This is a genomic window from Acetobacter pomorum, from assembly GCF_002738225.1.
In the GTDB taxonomy this organism is placed as follows: Bacteria; Pseudomonadota; Alphaproteobacteria; order Acetobacterales; family Acetobacteraceae; genus Acetobacter; species Acetobacter pomorum.
In genome coordinates this window covers 284,597-299,133 of the sequence record NZ_PEBQ01000093.1, presented here as the reverse complement: position 1 = coordinate 299,133, position 14,537 = coordinate 284,597, and the positions used below count along the sequence as shown (strand labels likewise).

The 14,537-nt window shown below is 57.5% G+C and carries 12 protein-coding genes and 1 pseudogene; 5 read left to right on the top strand and 8 right to left on the bottom strand.

The features are described from left to right. The first annotated feature begins 47 nt into the window (after positions 1 to 47). The 4 genes and pseudogenes from CSR02_RS07340 to CSR02_RS07325 all read left to right on the top strand — a co-directional run bounded on the left by CSR02_RS07340 (position 48) and on the right by CSR02_RS07325 (position 5,052). Positions 48 to 545 (top strand): GtrA family protein, encoded by a 498-nt coding sequence (locus CSR02_RS07340; protein ID WP_099541085.1) that lies wholly within the window; start codon positions 48 to 50, stop codon positions 543 to 545. Positions 546 to 717: 172 nt separating this feature from the next. Then, the gene (gene alaS, locus CSR02_RS07335) at positions 718 to 3,363 is read left to right on the top strand and encodes an alanine--tRNA ligase (RefSeq protein WP_099541138.1); all 2,646 of its coding nucleotides are present in this window, start codon (positions 718 to 720) and stop codon (positions 3,361 to 3,363) included. Positions 3,364 to 3,446: 83 nt separating this feature from the next. After that, positions 3,447 to 4,136, top strand: coding sequence for a phosphatidylserine decarboxylase (locus tag CSR02_RS07330; RefSeq protein WP_042788536.1), 690 nt, complete (start codon positions 3,447 to 3,449; stop codon positions 4,134 to 4,136). Between the two features lie 12 nt (positions 4,137 to 4,148). Further along, positions 4,149 to 5,052: pseudogene (locus CSR02_RS07325) on the top strand (CDP-alcohol phosphatidyltransferase family protein). Here CSR02_RS07325 and CSR02_RS07320 read toward each other — a convergent pair. The 7 genes from CSR02_RS07320 to CSR02_RS07290 are packed head-to-tail and all read right to left on the bottom strand — an operon-like array spanning position 5,041 to position 12,333. After that, entirely contained in the window at positions 5,041 to 5,538 is a 498-nt protein-coding gene (locus CSR02_RS07320; RefSeq protein ID WP_042788533.1) for an NADH-quinone oxidoreductase subunit B family protein, read from the bottom strand. The pseudogene CSR02_RS07325 and the gene CSR02_RS07320 sit on opposite strands and share 12 nt — an antisense overlap. A gap of 35 nt (positions 5,539 to 5,573) precedes the next feature. Next, positions 5,574 to 7,070 (bottom strand): hydrogenase large subunit, encoded by a 1,497-nt coding sequence (locus CSR02_RS07315; protein ID WP_099541083.1) that lies wholly within the window; start codon positions 7,068 to 7,070, stop codon positions 5,574 to 5,576. Between the two features lies 1 nt (position 7,071). Beyond that, on the bottom strand, positions 7,072 to 8,205 hold the full coding sequence (locus CSR02_RS07310; protein ID WP_099541082.1) for a hypothetical protein: 1,134 nt from the start codon (positions 8,203 to 8,205) through the stop codon (positions 7,072 to 7,074). After that, on the bottom strand, positions 8,202 to 8,792 hold the full coding sequence (locus CSR02_RS07305) for a hypothetical protein (RefSeq protein WP_099541081.1): 591 nt from the start codon (positions 8,790 to 8,792) through the stop codon (positions 8,202 to 8,204). The genes CSR02_RS07310 and CSR02_RS07305 overlap by 4 nt, the downstream gene beginning before the upstream one ends. Beyond that, positions 8,789 to 9,805 carry a hypothetical protein gene (locus CSR02_RS07300; RefSeq protein WP_099541080.1) on the bottom strand — a complete coding sequence of 339 codons (1,017 nt, stop codon included), beginning with the start codon at positions 9,803 to 9,805 and terminating at the stop codon, positions 8,789 to 8,791. Before CSR02_RS07300 ends, CSR02_RS07305 begins: the two co-directional genes overlap by 4 nt. Next, positions 9,802 to 11,535, bottom strand: a complete 1,734-nt coding sequence (locus CSR02_RS07295) for a hypothetical protein (protein ID WP_099541079.1) — start codon at positions 11,533 to 11,535, stop codon at positions 9,802 to 9,804. Before CSR02_RS07295 ends, CSR02_RS07300 begins: the two co-directional genes overlap by 4 nt. Before the next feature lie 24 nt (positions 11,536 to 11,559). Then, entirely contained in the window at positions 11,560 to 12,333 is a 774-nt protein-coding gene (locus tag CSR02_RS07290) for a methyltransferase domain-containing protein (RefSeq protein WP_099541078.1), read from the bottom strand. Positions 12,334 to 12,414: 81 nt separating this feature from the next. Here CSR02_RS07290 and gloB point away from each other — a divergent pair, with 81 nt between their 5' ends. Continuing rightward, positions 12,415 to 13,140, top strand: a complete 726-nt coding sequence (gloB, locus tag CSR02_RS07285) for a hydroxyacylglutathione hydrolase (RefSeq protein WP_099541077.1) — start codon at positions 12,415 to 12,417, stop codon at positions 13,138 to 13,140. 10 nt (positions 13,141 to 13,150) lie between these two features. On the opposite strand, the gene CSR02_RS07280 is transcribed toward gloB, so the two are convergent. Continuing rightward, positions 13,151 to 14,236: a DUF2125 domain-containing protein gene (locus tag CSR02_RS07280; RefSeq protein WP_099541076.1), complete on the bottom strand. Its 1,086-nt coding sequence runs from the start codon at positions 14,234 to 14,236 to the stop codon at positions 13,151 to 13,153. Between the last annotated feature and the right edge of the window lie 301 nt (positions 14,237 to 14,537).

Sequence of the window (14,537 nt, the reverse complement as noted above, 5' to 3'; positions counted from 1 at the left end):
TTTTTTTATGTCTGCTTTTTCTGCATTCCAGTCTAAAGCTTTATGTCATGACCAGTGCGCCCTCTCCTTCTGCCGCTTCCAAGCTTATCCGCCTGATAAAGTTTGGTATGGTGGGCAGTCTTGGTTTTGTATGGGATTCTGGTACTGTTTACGCACTCCGCCCGCTTATTGGGCTCACCTGCGCAACATTGGTGGCTTATTTTGTGGCCGCCACACTTAACTGGGTTTTAAACCGGGTATGGACCTTTAAGGGCGCGGGCCATCATGAACATCCTGTTCTGCAATGGCTAAGGTTTCTCAGCGCCAACAGCCTTGGCTTTTTTCTAAACCGTGGCACTGTTTACCTGCTTTTCTATATTTTTCCGTTTTGTATACAGCACCCTATTGTGGCGCTGGCAGCTGGGGCCGCGGCAGGCATGCTGGCCAATTTCAGCATGAGCCAGAAAATTGTATTTCGGGAAAAACCGCCAGCTTCTGCGCTGGAACTCGCAGAAATGTCGGTTGAAATTGCACCTTCCTCCACGCATCAGAAATCCGATGCGTAATTTGCCCATATCACGGGCTATTCTCTGCCCTCTTTCAGATCAGCCGCAGGTGCGCTACATCAGACACACGGGTTAAGAGAACCTTGCCGTTTTCATCTGGCCGTGAGGCCCCTTGCCACAAGAGTGGAAGCATCACGTGCCCAACCAGTTTCAGGATCGTCTGCCTCACGCCATGCTGACAACAAACGAAATTCGCACCGCTTTTCTGGAGTATTTTGCCAGCAACGGTCACCAGATTGTACCTTCATCGTCTCTAGTTCCCAAGAACGACCCCACCCTGCTGTTTACCAACGCGGGTATGGTGCAGTTCAAGAACGTGTTTACCGGCCAGGAAACGCGCCCCTATTCGCGCGCAACAACTGCACAGAAGGTTGTGCGCGCTGGCGGCAAGCATAACGATCTGGACAATGTGGGCTATACAGCACGGCACCACACGTTTTTTGAAATGATGGGCAATTTCTCCTTCGGGGATTACTTCAAACCCGAAGCGATTGAATTTGCGTGGAATCTGGTCACCAAGGGCTTCAACCTGCCCAAAGACAAGCTTCTGGTCACCGTATTTGCAGAAGATGAAGATGCCGCTGGCCTGTGGCGCTCCATTGCCGGGCTGGATGACAGCCGCATTATCCGTATCCCCACTTCAGATAATTTCTGGCGGATGGGCGATACGGGCCCCTGCGGCCCTTGCTCTGAAATCTTTTTCGATCATGGCCCGGATGTTCCCGGCGGCCCACCCGGCTCTCCCGATGAAGATGGGGATCGGTTTGTCGAAATCTGGAACCTCGTGTTCATGCAGTATTTCGAAGACCCACCGGGCACGCGCTCTCCGCTACCACGCCCCTCCATTGATACGGGGCTGGGGCTGGAACGCTTTGCCGCCATCATGCAGGGCAAGCGCGATAACTACGATACAGATACGTTTGTTGCCCTTATTCAGGCTTCAGCAGATCTTACGCATCAAGCTGTTGATGGCCCGTTCAAGGCCAGCCATCGCGTTGTAGCCGACCATCTGCGCTCCACTGCTTTTCTGATTGCCGATGGCGTTCTGCCTGCCAAGGATGGCCGCGGCTATGTGCTGCGCCGCATCATGCGCCGCGCCATGCGCCATCTGCACATGATGGGTACAACCGAACCCACATTCTACAAACTTCTGCCAGCCCTTATCCAGCAGATGGGGGGCGCGTATCCTGAACTGGTGCATGGTGAAGCCCTGATCCGTGAAACCATGCGTGGTGAGGAAGAACGCTTTAAAGCCATGCTGGACCGTGGCCTGCACTTGCTGGAAGAAGAAAAATCCCATCTGGCCAGTGGTGCACCCCTGCCGGGGGATGTAGCCTTCCGCCTGTATGATACATTCGGCTTCCCGCTCGATCTTACGCAGGATGCCCTGCGTGGCTCCGGCCACGATGTGGACGTAAAAGGCTTTGAAGATGCCATGGCTGTGCAGCGCCAGCGTGCCCGCGCAGCATGGACAGGCTCTGGCGATACAGCCGTGGAAACCATCTGGTTTGAAGCGCGTGACAAGTTCGGCGCTTCCGAATTTTTGGGCTACAGCACAGAACAGGCGGATGGTGAGGTTCAGGCCGTTATTGCTGGCAATGAATTCCTGAAAGAAGCCCCTGTTGGCTCTGAAGTGGCCGTGCTGCTGAACCAGACCCCATTTTATGGTGAAAGTGGTGGTCAGGCCGGTGATACCGGCTTCCTGACGGCCTCTGGCGTTAAAGTTGCCATTACGGATACGCAGAAAAAAGCTGGGGATCTGATCGTGCATTACGGCACGGTTACGGAAGGCACACTGCGTCCCGGCATGGCTGTAACCGCCACAGTGGACCATGACCGCCGCAGCGCCATTCGCGCCCATCACTCCGCCACACATCTGCTGCACGAAGCCCTGCGCCGCCACCTAGGTGCGCATGTGGCCCAGAAAGGCAGCCTGAACACAGCCGAACGCCTGCGCTTTGACGTAAGCCAGCCCCGCCCAATTACGGATGAGGAACTGGCGGCCATTGAAGCCGAAGTGAACAACCGTATCCGCGATAACTCGCAGGTTGTTACCCGTTCCATGACACCGGATGAAGCCATTGCCGAAGGGGCAACCGCCCTGTTTGGTGAAAAATATGGTGATGAAGTGCGCGTGGTGTCCATGGGCGCTGGCACGGATAACAAGAATCCGTGGTCCATGGAGCTTTGCGGCGGCACGCATGTTACCCGCACGGGGGATATCGGGCAGTTCCGCATTGTTTCAGAAAGCGGTGTTTCCGCTGGCGTGCGGCGTATTGAAGCCGTTGCAGGTAAAGCCGCGCAGGATCTGACTGTTTCCAACGAACAGCGCCTGACCCAGATGGCCGCGATGATGAAGGTTTCTGTGGCCGATGCGCCAGAACGTCTGGCCGCGGTGCTTGAAGAACGCCGCCAGATGGAAAAGCAGATTGCCCATTTGCAGCGCCAGTTGGCTACCGGCAACGTGGCTGCTGCCGGGGTGGATAAAATTGGCGCGGCACGTCTGGCCACCCGCAATGTGGGTGAAACCCCGCCGCGTGAGCTCAAGGGGCTGGCTGAAACCATTCTTAAACAGGGTAATGCCGATGTGGTGGTGCTGATTTCCACCGCAGATGGCAAAGGCAGCGTTGTGGCCGCCATTGGCCCGGATATGGTGGAAAAAGTGGATGCCGTAGCCCTTGTGCGTGCTGCCAGTGCTGCCATGGGTGGCAAAGGCGGTGGCGGACGGCGCGATATGGCACAGGCTGGCGGCCCGGATGGGCAGGCAGCAGATGCCGCTTTTGCCGCCGTGCGTGAAACCCTGAAGACCATGGCCTGAAACATCGGGCCAAGCGGGAAGGAACTCCTTGGGGCCTTCCCGTTTTCTTCCCTTCATGTTGGCTTTCGCGTAAGGATGACTCCATGTCGCTACTTGCTTCGCTAAAACTTGTTGTTGCGCGCCCGCACCGGGAAGCGCGCCCTTTCCTTCTGGCCTCTGGTGCCACGGCAGCTCTGGCCTATTGGGCGGGCCGTAAACTGCGCTGCCCCGTGTTGCGCAGCGTTGGCCACGCCAGCGCAGGCTTTTTTGGTTTCTGCCTGTATTTCTTCCGCGATCCGGAACGCGTTACTCCGGCCCGGAACGATGTGGCCGTGGCGCCAGCAGATGGGCACATTGTCTCTATCGAAAAAGTGGCCCCACCGGCAGAGCTGGATATGGGCACAACACCTGTATGGCGGATAGCCACCTTTCTTTCCGTGCTGGATGTGCACGTTAACCGCATGCCTGCCGCTGGCACGGTTACACGTGTGGCCTATCACCCCGGCCTGTTCCTGAACGCCAGCTTGGACAAGGCTTCTGAACAGAATGAACGCAATGCCTTGAGCCTGACCCTACCTGATGGCCGCATGATGGCTGTGGTGCAGATTGCCGGGCTGGTGGCGCGCCGCATTGTCTGCTCCGTAAAGGAAGGCGACAAGGTGGAAGCTGGTGAGCGCTTTGGCATTATCCGCTTTGGCTCCCGCACAGATCTGTATCTGCCGCCGGGTGTGGAACCTCTGGTTTCTGTCGGGCAGACCATGGTTGGCGGTGAAACCGTCATGGCGCGGTTGTAAAACAGAGCAATCGTGACACAACCTTCCCCTCCCTCTGCGCTTCCGCAGCAAAGTTCTCAACCACCGCGCCGTCGTCGCCGTTTGCGGCGGCGGGTCCGCAGCAAAATACGTGGGCCGTCCTTTAACCGGCTTATTCCCAACATTCTCACCATGCTGGGGCTTTGCGGTGGCCTTATGGGCATGCGCTTTGCGGTGGATGGGCGTTTTCAGGCCGCAGCCGTGGCCCTGCTGATTTCCGCCTTTATTGATGGGCTGGATGGCCGTATTGCCCGGCTGCTACGCGGTTCCACCCGCTTTGGCGCCGAGTTTGACAGCCTGTCCGACTTTTTATGCTTTGGGGTCGCCCCTTCCTTCCTGCTATATTTCTGGGCGCTGAAGGATGGCGGACGGTATGCCTTTTTGCCGTGCATTATGTTTACCGTGTGCATGGCGCTTCGGCTGGCGCGCTTTAACGCCAATCTGGATGGCGAACATCATCAGCCCAAATATGCCAGCAACTTCTTTACCGGCGTGCCAGCCCCTGCAGGGGCTGGGCTGGCGCTTTTCCCGCTCTTTTTAGGGCTGGAAGCTGAAAAACTGGGCATAGACTGGCTGTACCGGCTCACACGCCTGCCGTGGATTCCCACACTTACTCTGGCAAGCACAGGGTTGCTGCTGGTTTCCACTTTGCCGGTATGGTCGTTCAAGAACTTCAAGGTACCTGCCCAGTATGTTCTGCCCCTTATGCTGGGCACTGGGCTTTATGCTGTGGTGCTGGTGGCAGATCCGTGGGCAGCCTTGGCAGCAGCAGGTGTGATTTACGTTTTTCTGCTGCCTTTGAGCCGCCTGAGCTTTCTACGCCTTAAAAAAGCGGCGGAAGACCTGCAAAACCGATGAAGACGACATAGACGAAACGCCAGCCCCTTCACACAGCTGAGGTTTCAGCCTCCTTGGGCGGCGTGGCCTGTTTACCAAACAAAGAACACAGGCCGTTTAGTACATCCTGCGGCGCAGGTGGGCAGCCGGGTATTTTCAGGTCTATGGAAACCCGGCGCTCCAGCCCCCCCAAGACCGTATAATTTTCAGGAAACATGCCGCCATCCAACGCGCAGCTTCCTACGGCAATCAGCCCCTTGGGTGTAGGCATAGCCTGCCATGCGGCTTCCAGAACGGGAGCCATGGCACGGGTCAGCGCACCTGTTATCAGCAACACATCGGCACTGCGGGGAGAGGTGACAAACCCAAAACCTGCACCTTCCATATCATACGGCGCATAACGCAGGGCCTGTAACTCCATCCCGCAGCCGCCACACCCGCCTGTATCTACATGAAAGAGCAGCAGCGGCCAGCGTGGGCCTACGGGCTTCATACGCCGCATTTCCTGCTTGAAGGCTGCATCAAATACCGCGCGTATCAGCCCCATTTGCTTTTACCTTTCATGCTGGCCACTTGCTCTGCTTACCGGTCCAACGCTGCTGCGTTAATGTCCAATGACCGCGCAAGCAAGGCCACATCATCTGGCTGCTGCCCCGGCAATATGGCCTCAAACGCCAACAAGGCCGCAGATGAAGGGTTACGGGCAAAAACCTGCTCCACCCGGCCATCCCGCAGGCGCACCCAGTATAAAATACCGCCCCATGGGCTTTCCACCATGCCTGTGCCTTCTCCATCCTGCATGGAAAGCTGCACACTGCCCCCTGCCGTCAGCCCACTGCGGGAGGCCACTTCATCCAGCATGCGCAGGCTTTCACCCACTTCTTCCAGCAAAAGCATGGCACGGTCTTCTGCCGTGCCCCCCTGCCTGCCAGAGGTAAAGCGCCAGATGCCTTCATAACCCGGCATAATGCGTCGGCCATCACAATCCCACCCGGCGGCGCGTGCTGTGGGGCCATCCAAGCCAATACGTTCCAGCACATCTGCCGTTACTTTCCCCATGCCCGCCAACTGCATGGAAAGGCCCGGATATTCCTGCCACAAAGCCAGCAAGGCCGGGTAGTCTCGTTCCGCTACCTCGCACAGGCGGCCGCACATATCGCCCATCTGCGTGGCATGGCGGAGGGAAAGACCACCCGGCACACAAACATCCATCAACAGGCGTGAACCTGTAATGGGGGCGGCTTCCTGTATCAGCCGTTCTCGTAACCCCATGCAGCCAGAAGCCACCAGCCGCGCCCCGGCAAGGCGCGCCATATCAGCCAGCAGAAATAGGTGGTGGCAAATACGCTCCAGCTCTAGCAGCGCAACACGCAAAAGCCGGATTTCCTGGCCAACCTGCTCCCCACACGCGGCTTCCACCGCCAGACAGAACGCAACCTGATGCGCCACAGATTGCCCTGCCGCCACGCGCGCGCTCAGTTTACAAGCGTCTTCCACACGGCTGTTGCGCCAGCGCAGCTCCATGCCACGATGTGCGTAGCCAGTAACCGTTTCCGCCGCACGAATACGCCCTTCCCGCAAAGCCAGCGCAACATGCAGGGGCGGTTCCATCCCCCCCGTAGCGGGGCCCCAGCCATCCGTGACATCACCTTCATGGTACATATACTCGGCAGGCTGAAAATGGATCAGCCCTTTCTGCCCACCCCCTGCACCCGGATGCTCCGCCAAAGGAGTGGAGGATGACCACACATCATGATCCAACAGGGGCCGGACATCCGTGGCCCACATGCCCTCTGCGCCGTACAGATCATAAATGCGGCGTTCATACAGGCAGGAAATCTCTCTTGCTGGGGAAAGTGCGGGGTAGCGCCCATCTTCCAGAGCCAGTGTAGCGGCCAATGGCTGGCCATCTGGCAGAAACAGCGCATGCACATCCGTGCCATCGCACCACAAACCGACAAATGGCAGATCATCCTGCTTGAGCGCATCTACCAGATCACGCCACGCCATTTCCTGTAGCCGAAAACGCCACGGCGTTTCTGTTTCCTCCCCCGCCCAGATGTGAGAAGCCGCGTTCATATCAGAAAGCTCCCAGCATCATGGCCAGCGGCACCAGCAGGCCCGTGGCTGTCAGCACGGAACAGGCCACACGCCCGGCCACATCCTGCGGCCAGAAATGGTGTGTTATCTCCCGCGCAGGCACAGCCCGCGTAACGGCTGCCAAAATGCCCACAACCGTTAGCAATGCCAGCGGCCATGACCAGTCACTCATCATGGAAAGCAGCAGCAAGCACCCTACAAACGGCGCACCGGGCGGAAAACAGGCCAAAGTGTTCACCGCCCAACCACGGCCCGCACGCACGCCACCCGCAAGGCACCAACCACATAAAAACAGCAAAGCCGCCACATCGGCCTGAATACCCACAGCAATTAACGCCAAGGCTGAAGGAAACGTGCGGAACAGCCGTTGCCTGTCTGAAAAACGTCCGGCGCAGGCCGTCAGCCACACAGAAAGCAGGCCACATAGAACAAGAGCCGTTTCAAACGCCTCTCCCCCATGCATGCGCAAGCGCATGGCCAGCAAAAGGGCCGCACCGGCAAATGGCAGAAACAGGAAAATATCGTTTTCGTCCTGCCAGAACTGCCCAAAGGGAGAAAGCCCGGTTAACACCACAAGCCCGCACGCCATGAGCAGGCCGGATACAACGGTGTTAGCAGGCAACAACAGGCCGGACAGCACCAGAAACGTTCCGACCGAGCCATTGCGGATCAGCCCCCACCCCATTCTGGCCTGCCCGGCCGGACGCGTGAAAACAAATACCCCCCATGCCAAAGCCGCCTCCAGAATGCCCAGCCCCACGGCAGGATCTGGCGCAACACAAGCCAGCCCCGCCAAGGCGGTAGAAACATGCGGCAGGCTACGCACCAGCCTATCGTGCAGAGTGCCATTTTCAAGCACCATCAGCAGCAGGCCAAATGCCAGCATAACCCGCCCGGCACGTTGCACGGGATCATCATCCCAGCCAGCGGCCACAGCACCCGATGCGGGAAAAACAAAAACGGCCAGCGCCAGCACACACCCTATGGCGGACATCCATATTGCCAGTTCACGGCTGCGCGCCACCGGCACAGCACATACGGCCGCCGCCCCCAGAAAAGGCCACACAAACGCCAGTGCCGCCAGAAACATGCCTGCCCCTGCTGCGCCTGTCATGCTGGATCTCCGCTCTTTTCTGGAGAATCGGGAGAGGCTTTTTTACGGGCAGAAGGCGGGCGCAAAGGCACCACTTGCGGCATGATACGATGAATGCACATGCCCCCAAGCACCGCCACAACGGCACCAGCCAGCCCCGCTACGCCCACCACAGAAGGCTGATGCGCTTGCACGCCGCATAGCAACACGCCTTCAACACATGTCAGCAATCCGGACCATTGCCACACCATGCTCTGCCGACAGATAACCGAAACCAGCCCGGCCATCACCACGCACAAACTGGCGGGAAACACCGCAACACCCGCACGCGTGCAGGCCAGCAGCAGCAACACCATAAGGCCCAGTGCAAAAAACGGAATAGCGCTGCCAGTACGTTCCCGCGCAGCATCGTGCTGATAGCGTAGCAGAAACAGTACTGGCCCAATGGCAAATACTGCGGCCATAACAGCCCCGGCCTGTTGTAGGGGCGTATGCTCATCCACCAGCATGGCGGCTGCGGCAACCAGACCCAGCAAAGGCAGAAACCCAATACCCCGCGCCACAACACACAGTGCCAGCAAAGGCATGAGAATGGCGGCCAGTGTCATGAAGGTTCTCCTTCCGGCGCTGGCTCTGTTGAATAGCCTTGCGTGTTTTCATCTTCCACGCTGTGATTTTCCGGCTCAGCGGGCGGAACTGTCACGTGTGAGGATGTAACCTGCCATGCCAGAACACCCAGCAGAAAAATGGCCCCCAACCGCACACGTGCCCTGCGCCCCGCTGGCAACAGGGCCATACGCAGCACTGCCAATACAAAGGAAGCCACAAGTAGCTTGAACATCCATAGGCCCAGGCCTTCCACACATTGGGTGAGCCAGTTTTCCGCCCCGTTTTCTCCCGGCATGGCCAAGCTGCCGGCCCATGCCACATCGGCGGCCAGCGTAATCCAGCACATCTGCATACAATCTGCTGCCAGAAGCCACATGGCTCTGTCCGGGCCAGAAAGTGTGGCGCAGGCTGTTTGCTCATCCCGCCTTGCAAGGGCTGTGGCCAGAAACAGCGCAACACCGGCCAGCACATAGGGTGCACCTGCTGTAATAGGGGAAAGTGCATGCAGCCGGCCCAAAAAGGCCACCAGATCATGCGCACCGCTTAGCAACAGCACAGGCGTTAACACTGGCAGCAGCAACGCATCCGCCACAATGGCCGCACACCCCTGTTGTGCGGCAGATGCCTCCTGCACAGCCTGAGGCAGATCCAGCAAAACGCCTATCGCCACCAGCAGAGTACACACAAGCAGCATGCCCGGTGCGGGAAAGCCCGGCATTGTAAGTGTAAACGCTGGCACCAGCCCACAGGCCAACACCGCCAGCACCAACGCCAAGGCACAAAAAACACCATTTAGCCCATCTTGCTGGCCATATAATGAAGGACGACGGAACTGATGCCAGATTTCCTGCCACCTTCCGCCAGCAGGAAAGCGCGGTTCCCCCACCAACCGACCCGCAAGGCGATGCACCCACCCCGCAAACCACGGTGCCACCAACACCATAAGGGCTGCCTGAATGGCCAGAGCAGCCACACAGCCAAACCCCCAGCCCCATGTTAAATCCTGCTTCATTTTCCTACAAACAGCCCCACCAGCAGGCCGCCACCCAAAAGCAGCAGAATCAACACCAAGCCCTGTGTTTCACACCATTCAGCCCCCTGAAACAACCTGCGCCTGCCATAACGCAAGGCCACCCGGCCACGGCGAGCCAGTCTTTTATCTTTTCGGGTTTCGGCCACAAGCCCAAAAAGCGCCATACAGGCGGGCCATAAAGGGGCTGCGCCCTCGTAAGAAACTGGGCGCCCTTCTGCCTGCTGTATAATGGGTGCCCCTTGGCGCCAGACTGGCACCGGCTTGATAACACGCCCAAAAGGCAGAAAACCCAGCAGCCGCACCAGCATGGCAGCAGCCGCCAGAGCCGCGCCCAACGCCAAAAATGTAAAAACAGGTGTAAAGCTGGCCCCGCCGCCTTCCAGCCAAATTGTGGCAATGCGGTTCCACTTCAGCGGGGGCACAACAGGCCCCACCACCAAATGGTCTGCCAATGAAAGCCACACCCCTGGTAATAGCACCAGCACCGTAGCAGCTCCGGCGCATATCCAGCCTGGCCATACAAACTCTGCCGCAACAGGTGGCTGATGCGGCTGAAAAACAGTGGAAGGGAACAACAAAGCCGCACCTGCGCGCAGCAATCCGGCGCCCATAAGTGCCATAATGGCCCCCACCAGCGTAAGCAGCAACATAACAGTAACGGCCCCAACGGGCTGCGCCACGGCAATGGCATCATACGTGCCAACAAGCAGGCTCCATAAAACGGCAAACCCACCAAATGGTGGCATGGTGGAAAACAGCATCAATAAACCTGCAACCAGCACATGCCCGGAAAGAGAGGCAATGCGGCGCTTTGGTTCTGCCTGCTGCCATTGCGCCAGCCACAACAAACCCATAAGGGCCAGCATGGGCGCGCCCATGCCCAGAATAATGGCTATACGGAATGTTTCCATTCCACCAAAACTGGAAACCAAAGCCAATGCAACGGCCACCACCAATATGCCATACCATGCGGCACACAAGCCCGATGCAATACGCACCAGACTTTTATCCCGTATAGCCTGATAGGTGCCTGTTGCCGCCACCAGATACCCGCTGGCCACCAGCATAACCTGCGGCAACACAGAAAGCTCGCCCACTTCTGCCAAAAGGCGGCCCAGCAAAAACAACCCAACCATGCCGGGCAATACGGCTGTAGGCCCTTTTTGCACAGAAACCGCCCAACCCATTAGCAGCACGGTCAGGCACAAAAGCGGCACACAAAATGGGCTATCTGCCGGAATACAGGCAGGCAGCACCGCAAACGGCAGGCACACGCTGCGCCATCCCCCTGCCGTTAAAAGCACCAGCGCCGTGCCCGTAAGCAACCCGAAAACAAGCGGAGAAAGCGCCAGAAAACCCACGCCCACAAACACACAGGCCAGCGCCGCGGCTCCACTGCCCGCTACTCCCCCAGCAAATGCCAGCAAGGCAAGCATGGGCAAGGCCGGACCATCCAGCCCGAACACGGGAAACCAGCTGAGTTCCCCCTCCAGCTTGCACGCAGCCCCCACAATGGCCAGCACGCCAGATAGGGCCCATAGGCTCCCCATAATTTCTGCCCGCCAGACCGCAGCCCCGCGCAGAAGCCTGTCTGGCAGCACCGCAAACACGCCCAGCGCAGCAAATATCGCGAGCAAACTGCAAAGAACAAAGGAGGTGAAAATGGAACCCGGCCCCAACCTGCTATGAAATCCGGCGGATAACACCATGACAGCCGGTTAATGACAATCTATTCAACGCCGCGAAATGCGCGAAACGTATTTTCTGTCCTGCATGGCCTTTGCTGTGCCCCTTACCGGCAACAGGGAGCGAGAGAGCCAACGCTGCCGCGCCTTTACCGGCAGGGAAAGTGCCGAATACTCATCCCGCACAGCTTCCACCAGTATCAGGCTTCCTGCACCGGGGCATAACACTTTGCCTGCAATATCCATTTTGCGCCCGTTATGGCGTAGCCAGCGCATGGCCCCTGTGGGCAGAAAAATGGCCTCATCCCACTGTTCCGGCCTAAGCATGGCGGCAGCCAGCATGTGCCGGAGACAGCGGCGGGAAAAAGCCGCATCATGCCAAAATGGCGTGCCACGCAACCGGGCACGGCCCCCAAAACGGCTGGGCACCACAAGCAGGAGCCTGCCATCGGGCTTCATCACCTGCCCTGCGGCCCGCAAAACAGATACGGAGTTTTTACGATCATCGAGTGCATGCACCATCAAGACACGGTCAAACTGCTCTGGCTGAAACGGCAGACTGTGCATATCCACCACGCAGCTTCGGCCAGGCACAGATGCCTCACTCCATTGCGGCGCATTGGCCGCCACCAAACAGGTGGGCGTGTTTTTGCCGCTCTCCAGCTTTTCCAGATACGCAGCGGCGTTCCCCAAACCCAGAACAGCATGCGCCTGCCCCAGATCTGGCCAGAACCAGCGCAGGCGCTCACCCACCAGAGCCAGAAACCCCTGGCCACGGACTGTGGTATAAAAACTGCTTTCCGGCGGCATGACGTCGAACATTCTGCATGTCTATCATACGGCTTGTACCCCCGTCATGATCTGCCTTCTCTATTCTTAAAATTCCACCGCAGGAGTTTTCCCATGTCTCTTGATGTTCAGACCATTCCCGTTCTGTCCGACAATTATGCGTGGTTTCTGCGCGATACGGAGACAGGCACAACTGCCGTGATAGACCCCGGAGAAGCCGCGCCCGTTGCCAGTTTTATTGAAAAGCACGGTGGCAGGCTGGATCTGATTTTGCTGACCCACCACCACCATGACCACACCGGAGGCACAGAAACCCTCCGCCAGCGTTATCATGCCCGCGTGGCTGGCCCCGCAGCCGAACAACAGCGTATGCCACCGCTGGATATTGCCCTGCATGATCAGGACAGCATTGCTGTTGGAAACTGTATTGGCACCGTTATTGCTGTGCCGGGCCATACGTTGGGGCATATTTGCTATTACTTCCCCAACCCGCCCTCTCTGTTCTGTGGGGATACGCTGTTCAGCCTTGGTTGTGGGCGGCTATTTGAAGGCACTGCCGCACAAATGTTTGCCAGCCTGCACAAGCTGGATACCTTGCCTGATGCAACGCGCGTATATTGCGGGCACGAATATACATTGGGCAACAGCGTCTTTGCCCTGCATGCGGAACCACATAATACGGCCCTAAAGGAACGTGTGGCAGAAGTACGCCGCCTGCGGGCAGAAAACAAACCCACCGTGCCTTCCACATTGGGGATAGAACGCGCCACCAACCCCTTTTTACGCGCTCCGGATGTGCAAACCTTTGCCCAGTTGCGCCGTGAAAAAGATACGTTCTGAAAATGTCTGCTCAGGGATGGGAATGGATCCGGGCTTGCGCTTGTGCGCCGCTTTCCTGCGCAGCATGACGCACCGCCTGAAAAACAGGCTGCAAGGCAGAAAATGGCACCGTGCCCAATTGCAGGGTGCCATTACGCAGCATCAAAGGCATTTGCAGGTTATCTGATTGTTCCTGTGTAATACGCGCCAACATGGAGGCCATGCCAACAGCCTCCTGCGCAGAAAGCATGCCTTCGCGCCGTAGATTTTCTAAAAACGGGCGCCAGTGTGCCACGCTCAGCCAGAAGTCCCCCGTTGGGTGAGCAAGATCTCCGCCACGTAACTGGCCTGTCATATTCAGGTTCAGATCTCGCCAGTGCATTGAAAAACGTTGCACCAGCACATCTGGCCATGCTGGCCCACCATTGGTGGGAAAAACGCTTTTCCATACGCTTGCTGCCGGCCCCGGCACGGCAACCGCTGCCTGCACATGTTCCAGCACAGTTTGCCAGCCGGGTATGCCCCAATGTTGCGCCTTAATGTAAATGGCTGCGGCACTTTGCTCCTGCGTGGCCCGCATGTTCCAAAAAGCTTTGCCCTGCACATTCTGCAACACCATATCCCCCATATGGCTTGCGCCAGCCGGAAACAGCACATGCACAAAAGGGGCCAGAAAAACCGCATGCCCTGCCGTTTTTCTGGCTAATGGTAAAGTCAGATCTACAGGGCTGCCCTCAACACGCAAAAAAGAGGGAACCTCTGCGCCTTGTTTGTCGTAAATGGTTTCTACCACCATAGGGCCAACCAGCCGCACATGCACAGAAAAAGGGCGCCAGAAGGCCATATCCGCCGTTATACGGGCCGCTGCGTAAATAACCTGAAAAGCCGAAGGGTGAGCAGCCAAAAGCGGCGCACACACCATGCGTATATTTTGTGCCTGCATCTGCGCATGCCACGGCCACCCCTGCACCGAGCGGGAAACATAATGCGCCTGACAGCCCGATGGCAGAGTATCTGCCTGCTTTTGCAGATACTGGACACTGATCCACCAATAGCCACTTAAAACCAGAAGGCAGCCACAGGCTCCTGCCACAACACCAAGAAGCGCTTTTTTCATCACTCCCCCTCTTCCTGAACATGCATGGCGGTTTTCTACAGAGTCCCGCCTTTTATCCACAGGCAAGAGTGCATCGGCTCTATTCTGTCATATTCACGCAGGTTATAGAAAAAAAGCTGGTGGAGATTTTAGGGTTGATTATTTTCCCTAATCAAAACCCGTTGATACAAAACAGAAAAACAGAACACCTTTGTTATTCACAAAAAATTTACAAAGTATTTATAAGCGGCTTTGCAGCTTTTTACAGAAAAAGGCATCTGATTACTGTCTGGCACGTGCAGAGAGGCAAGATAAATTCCAC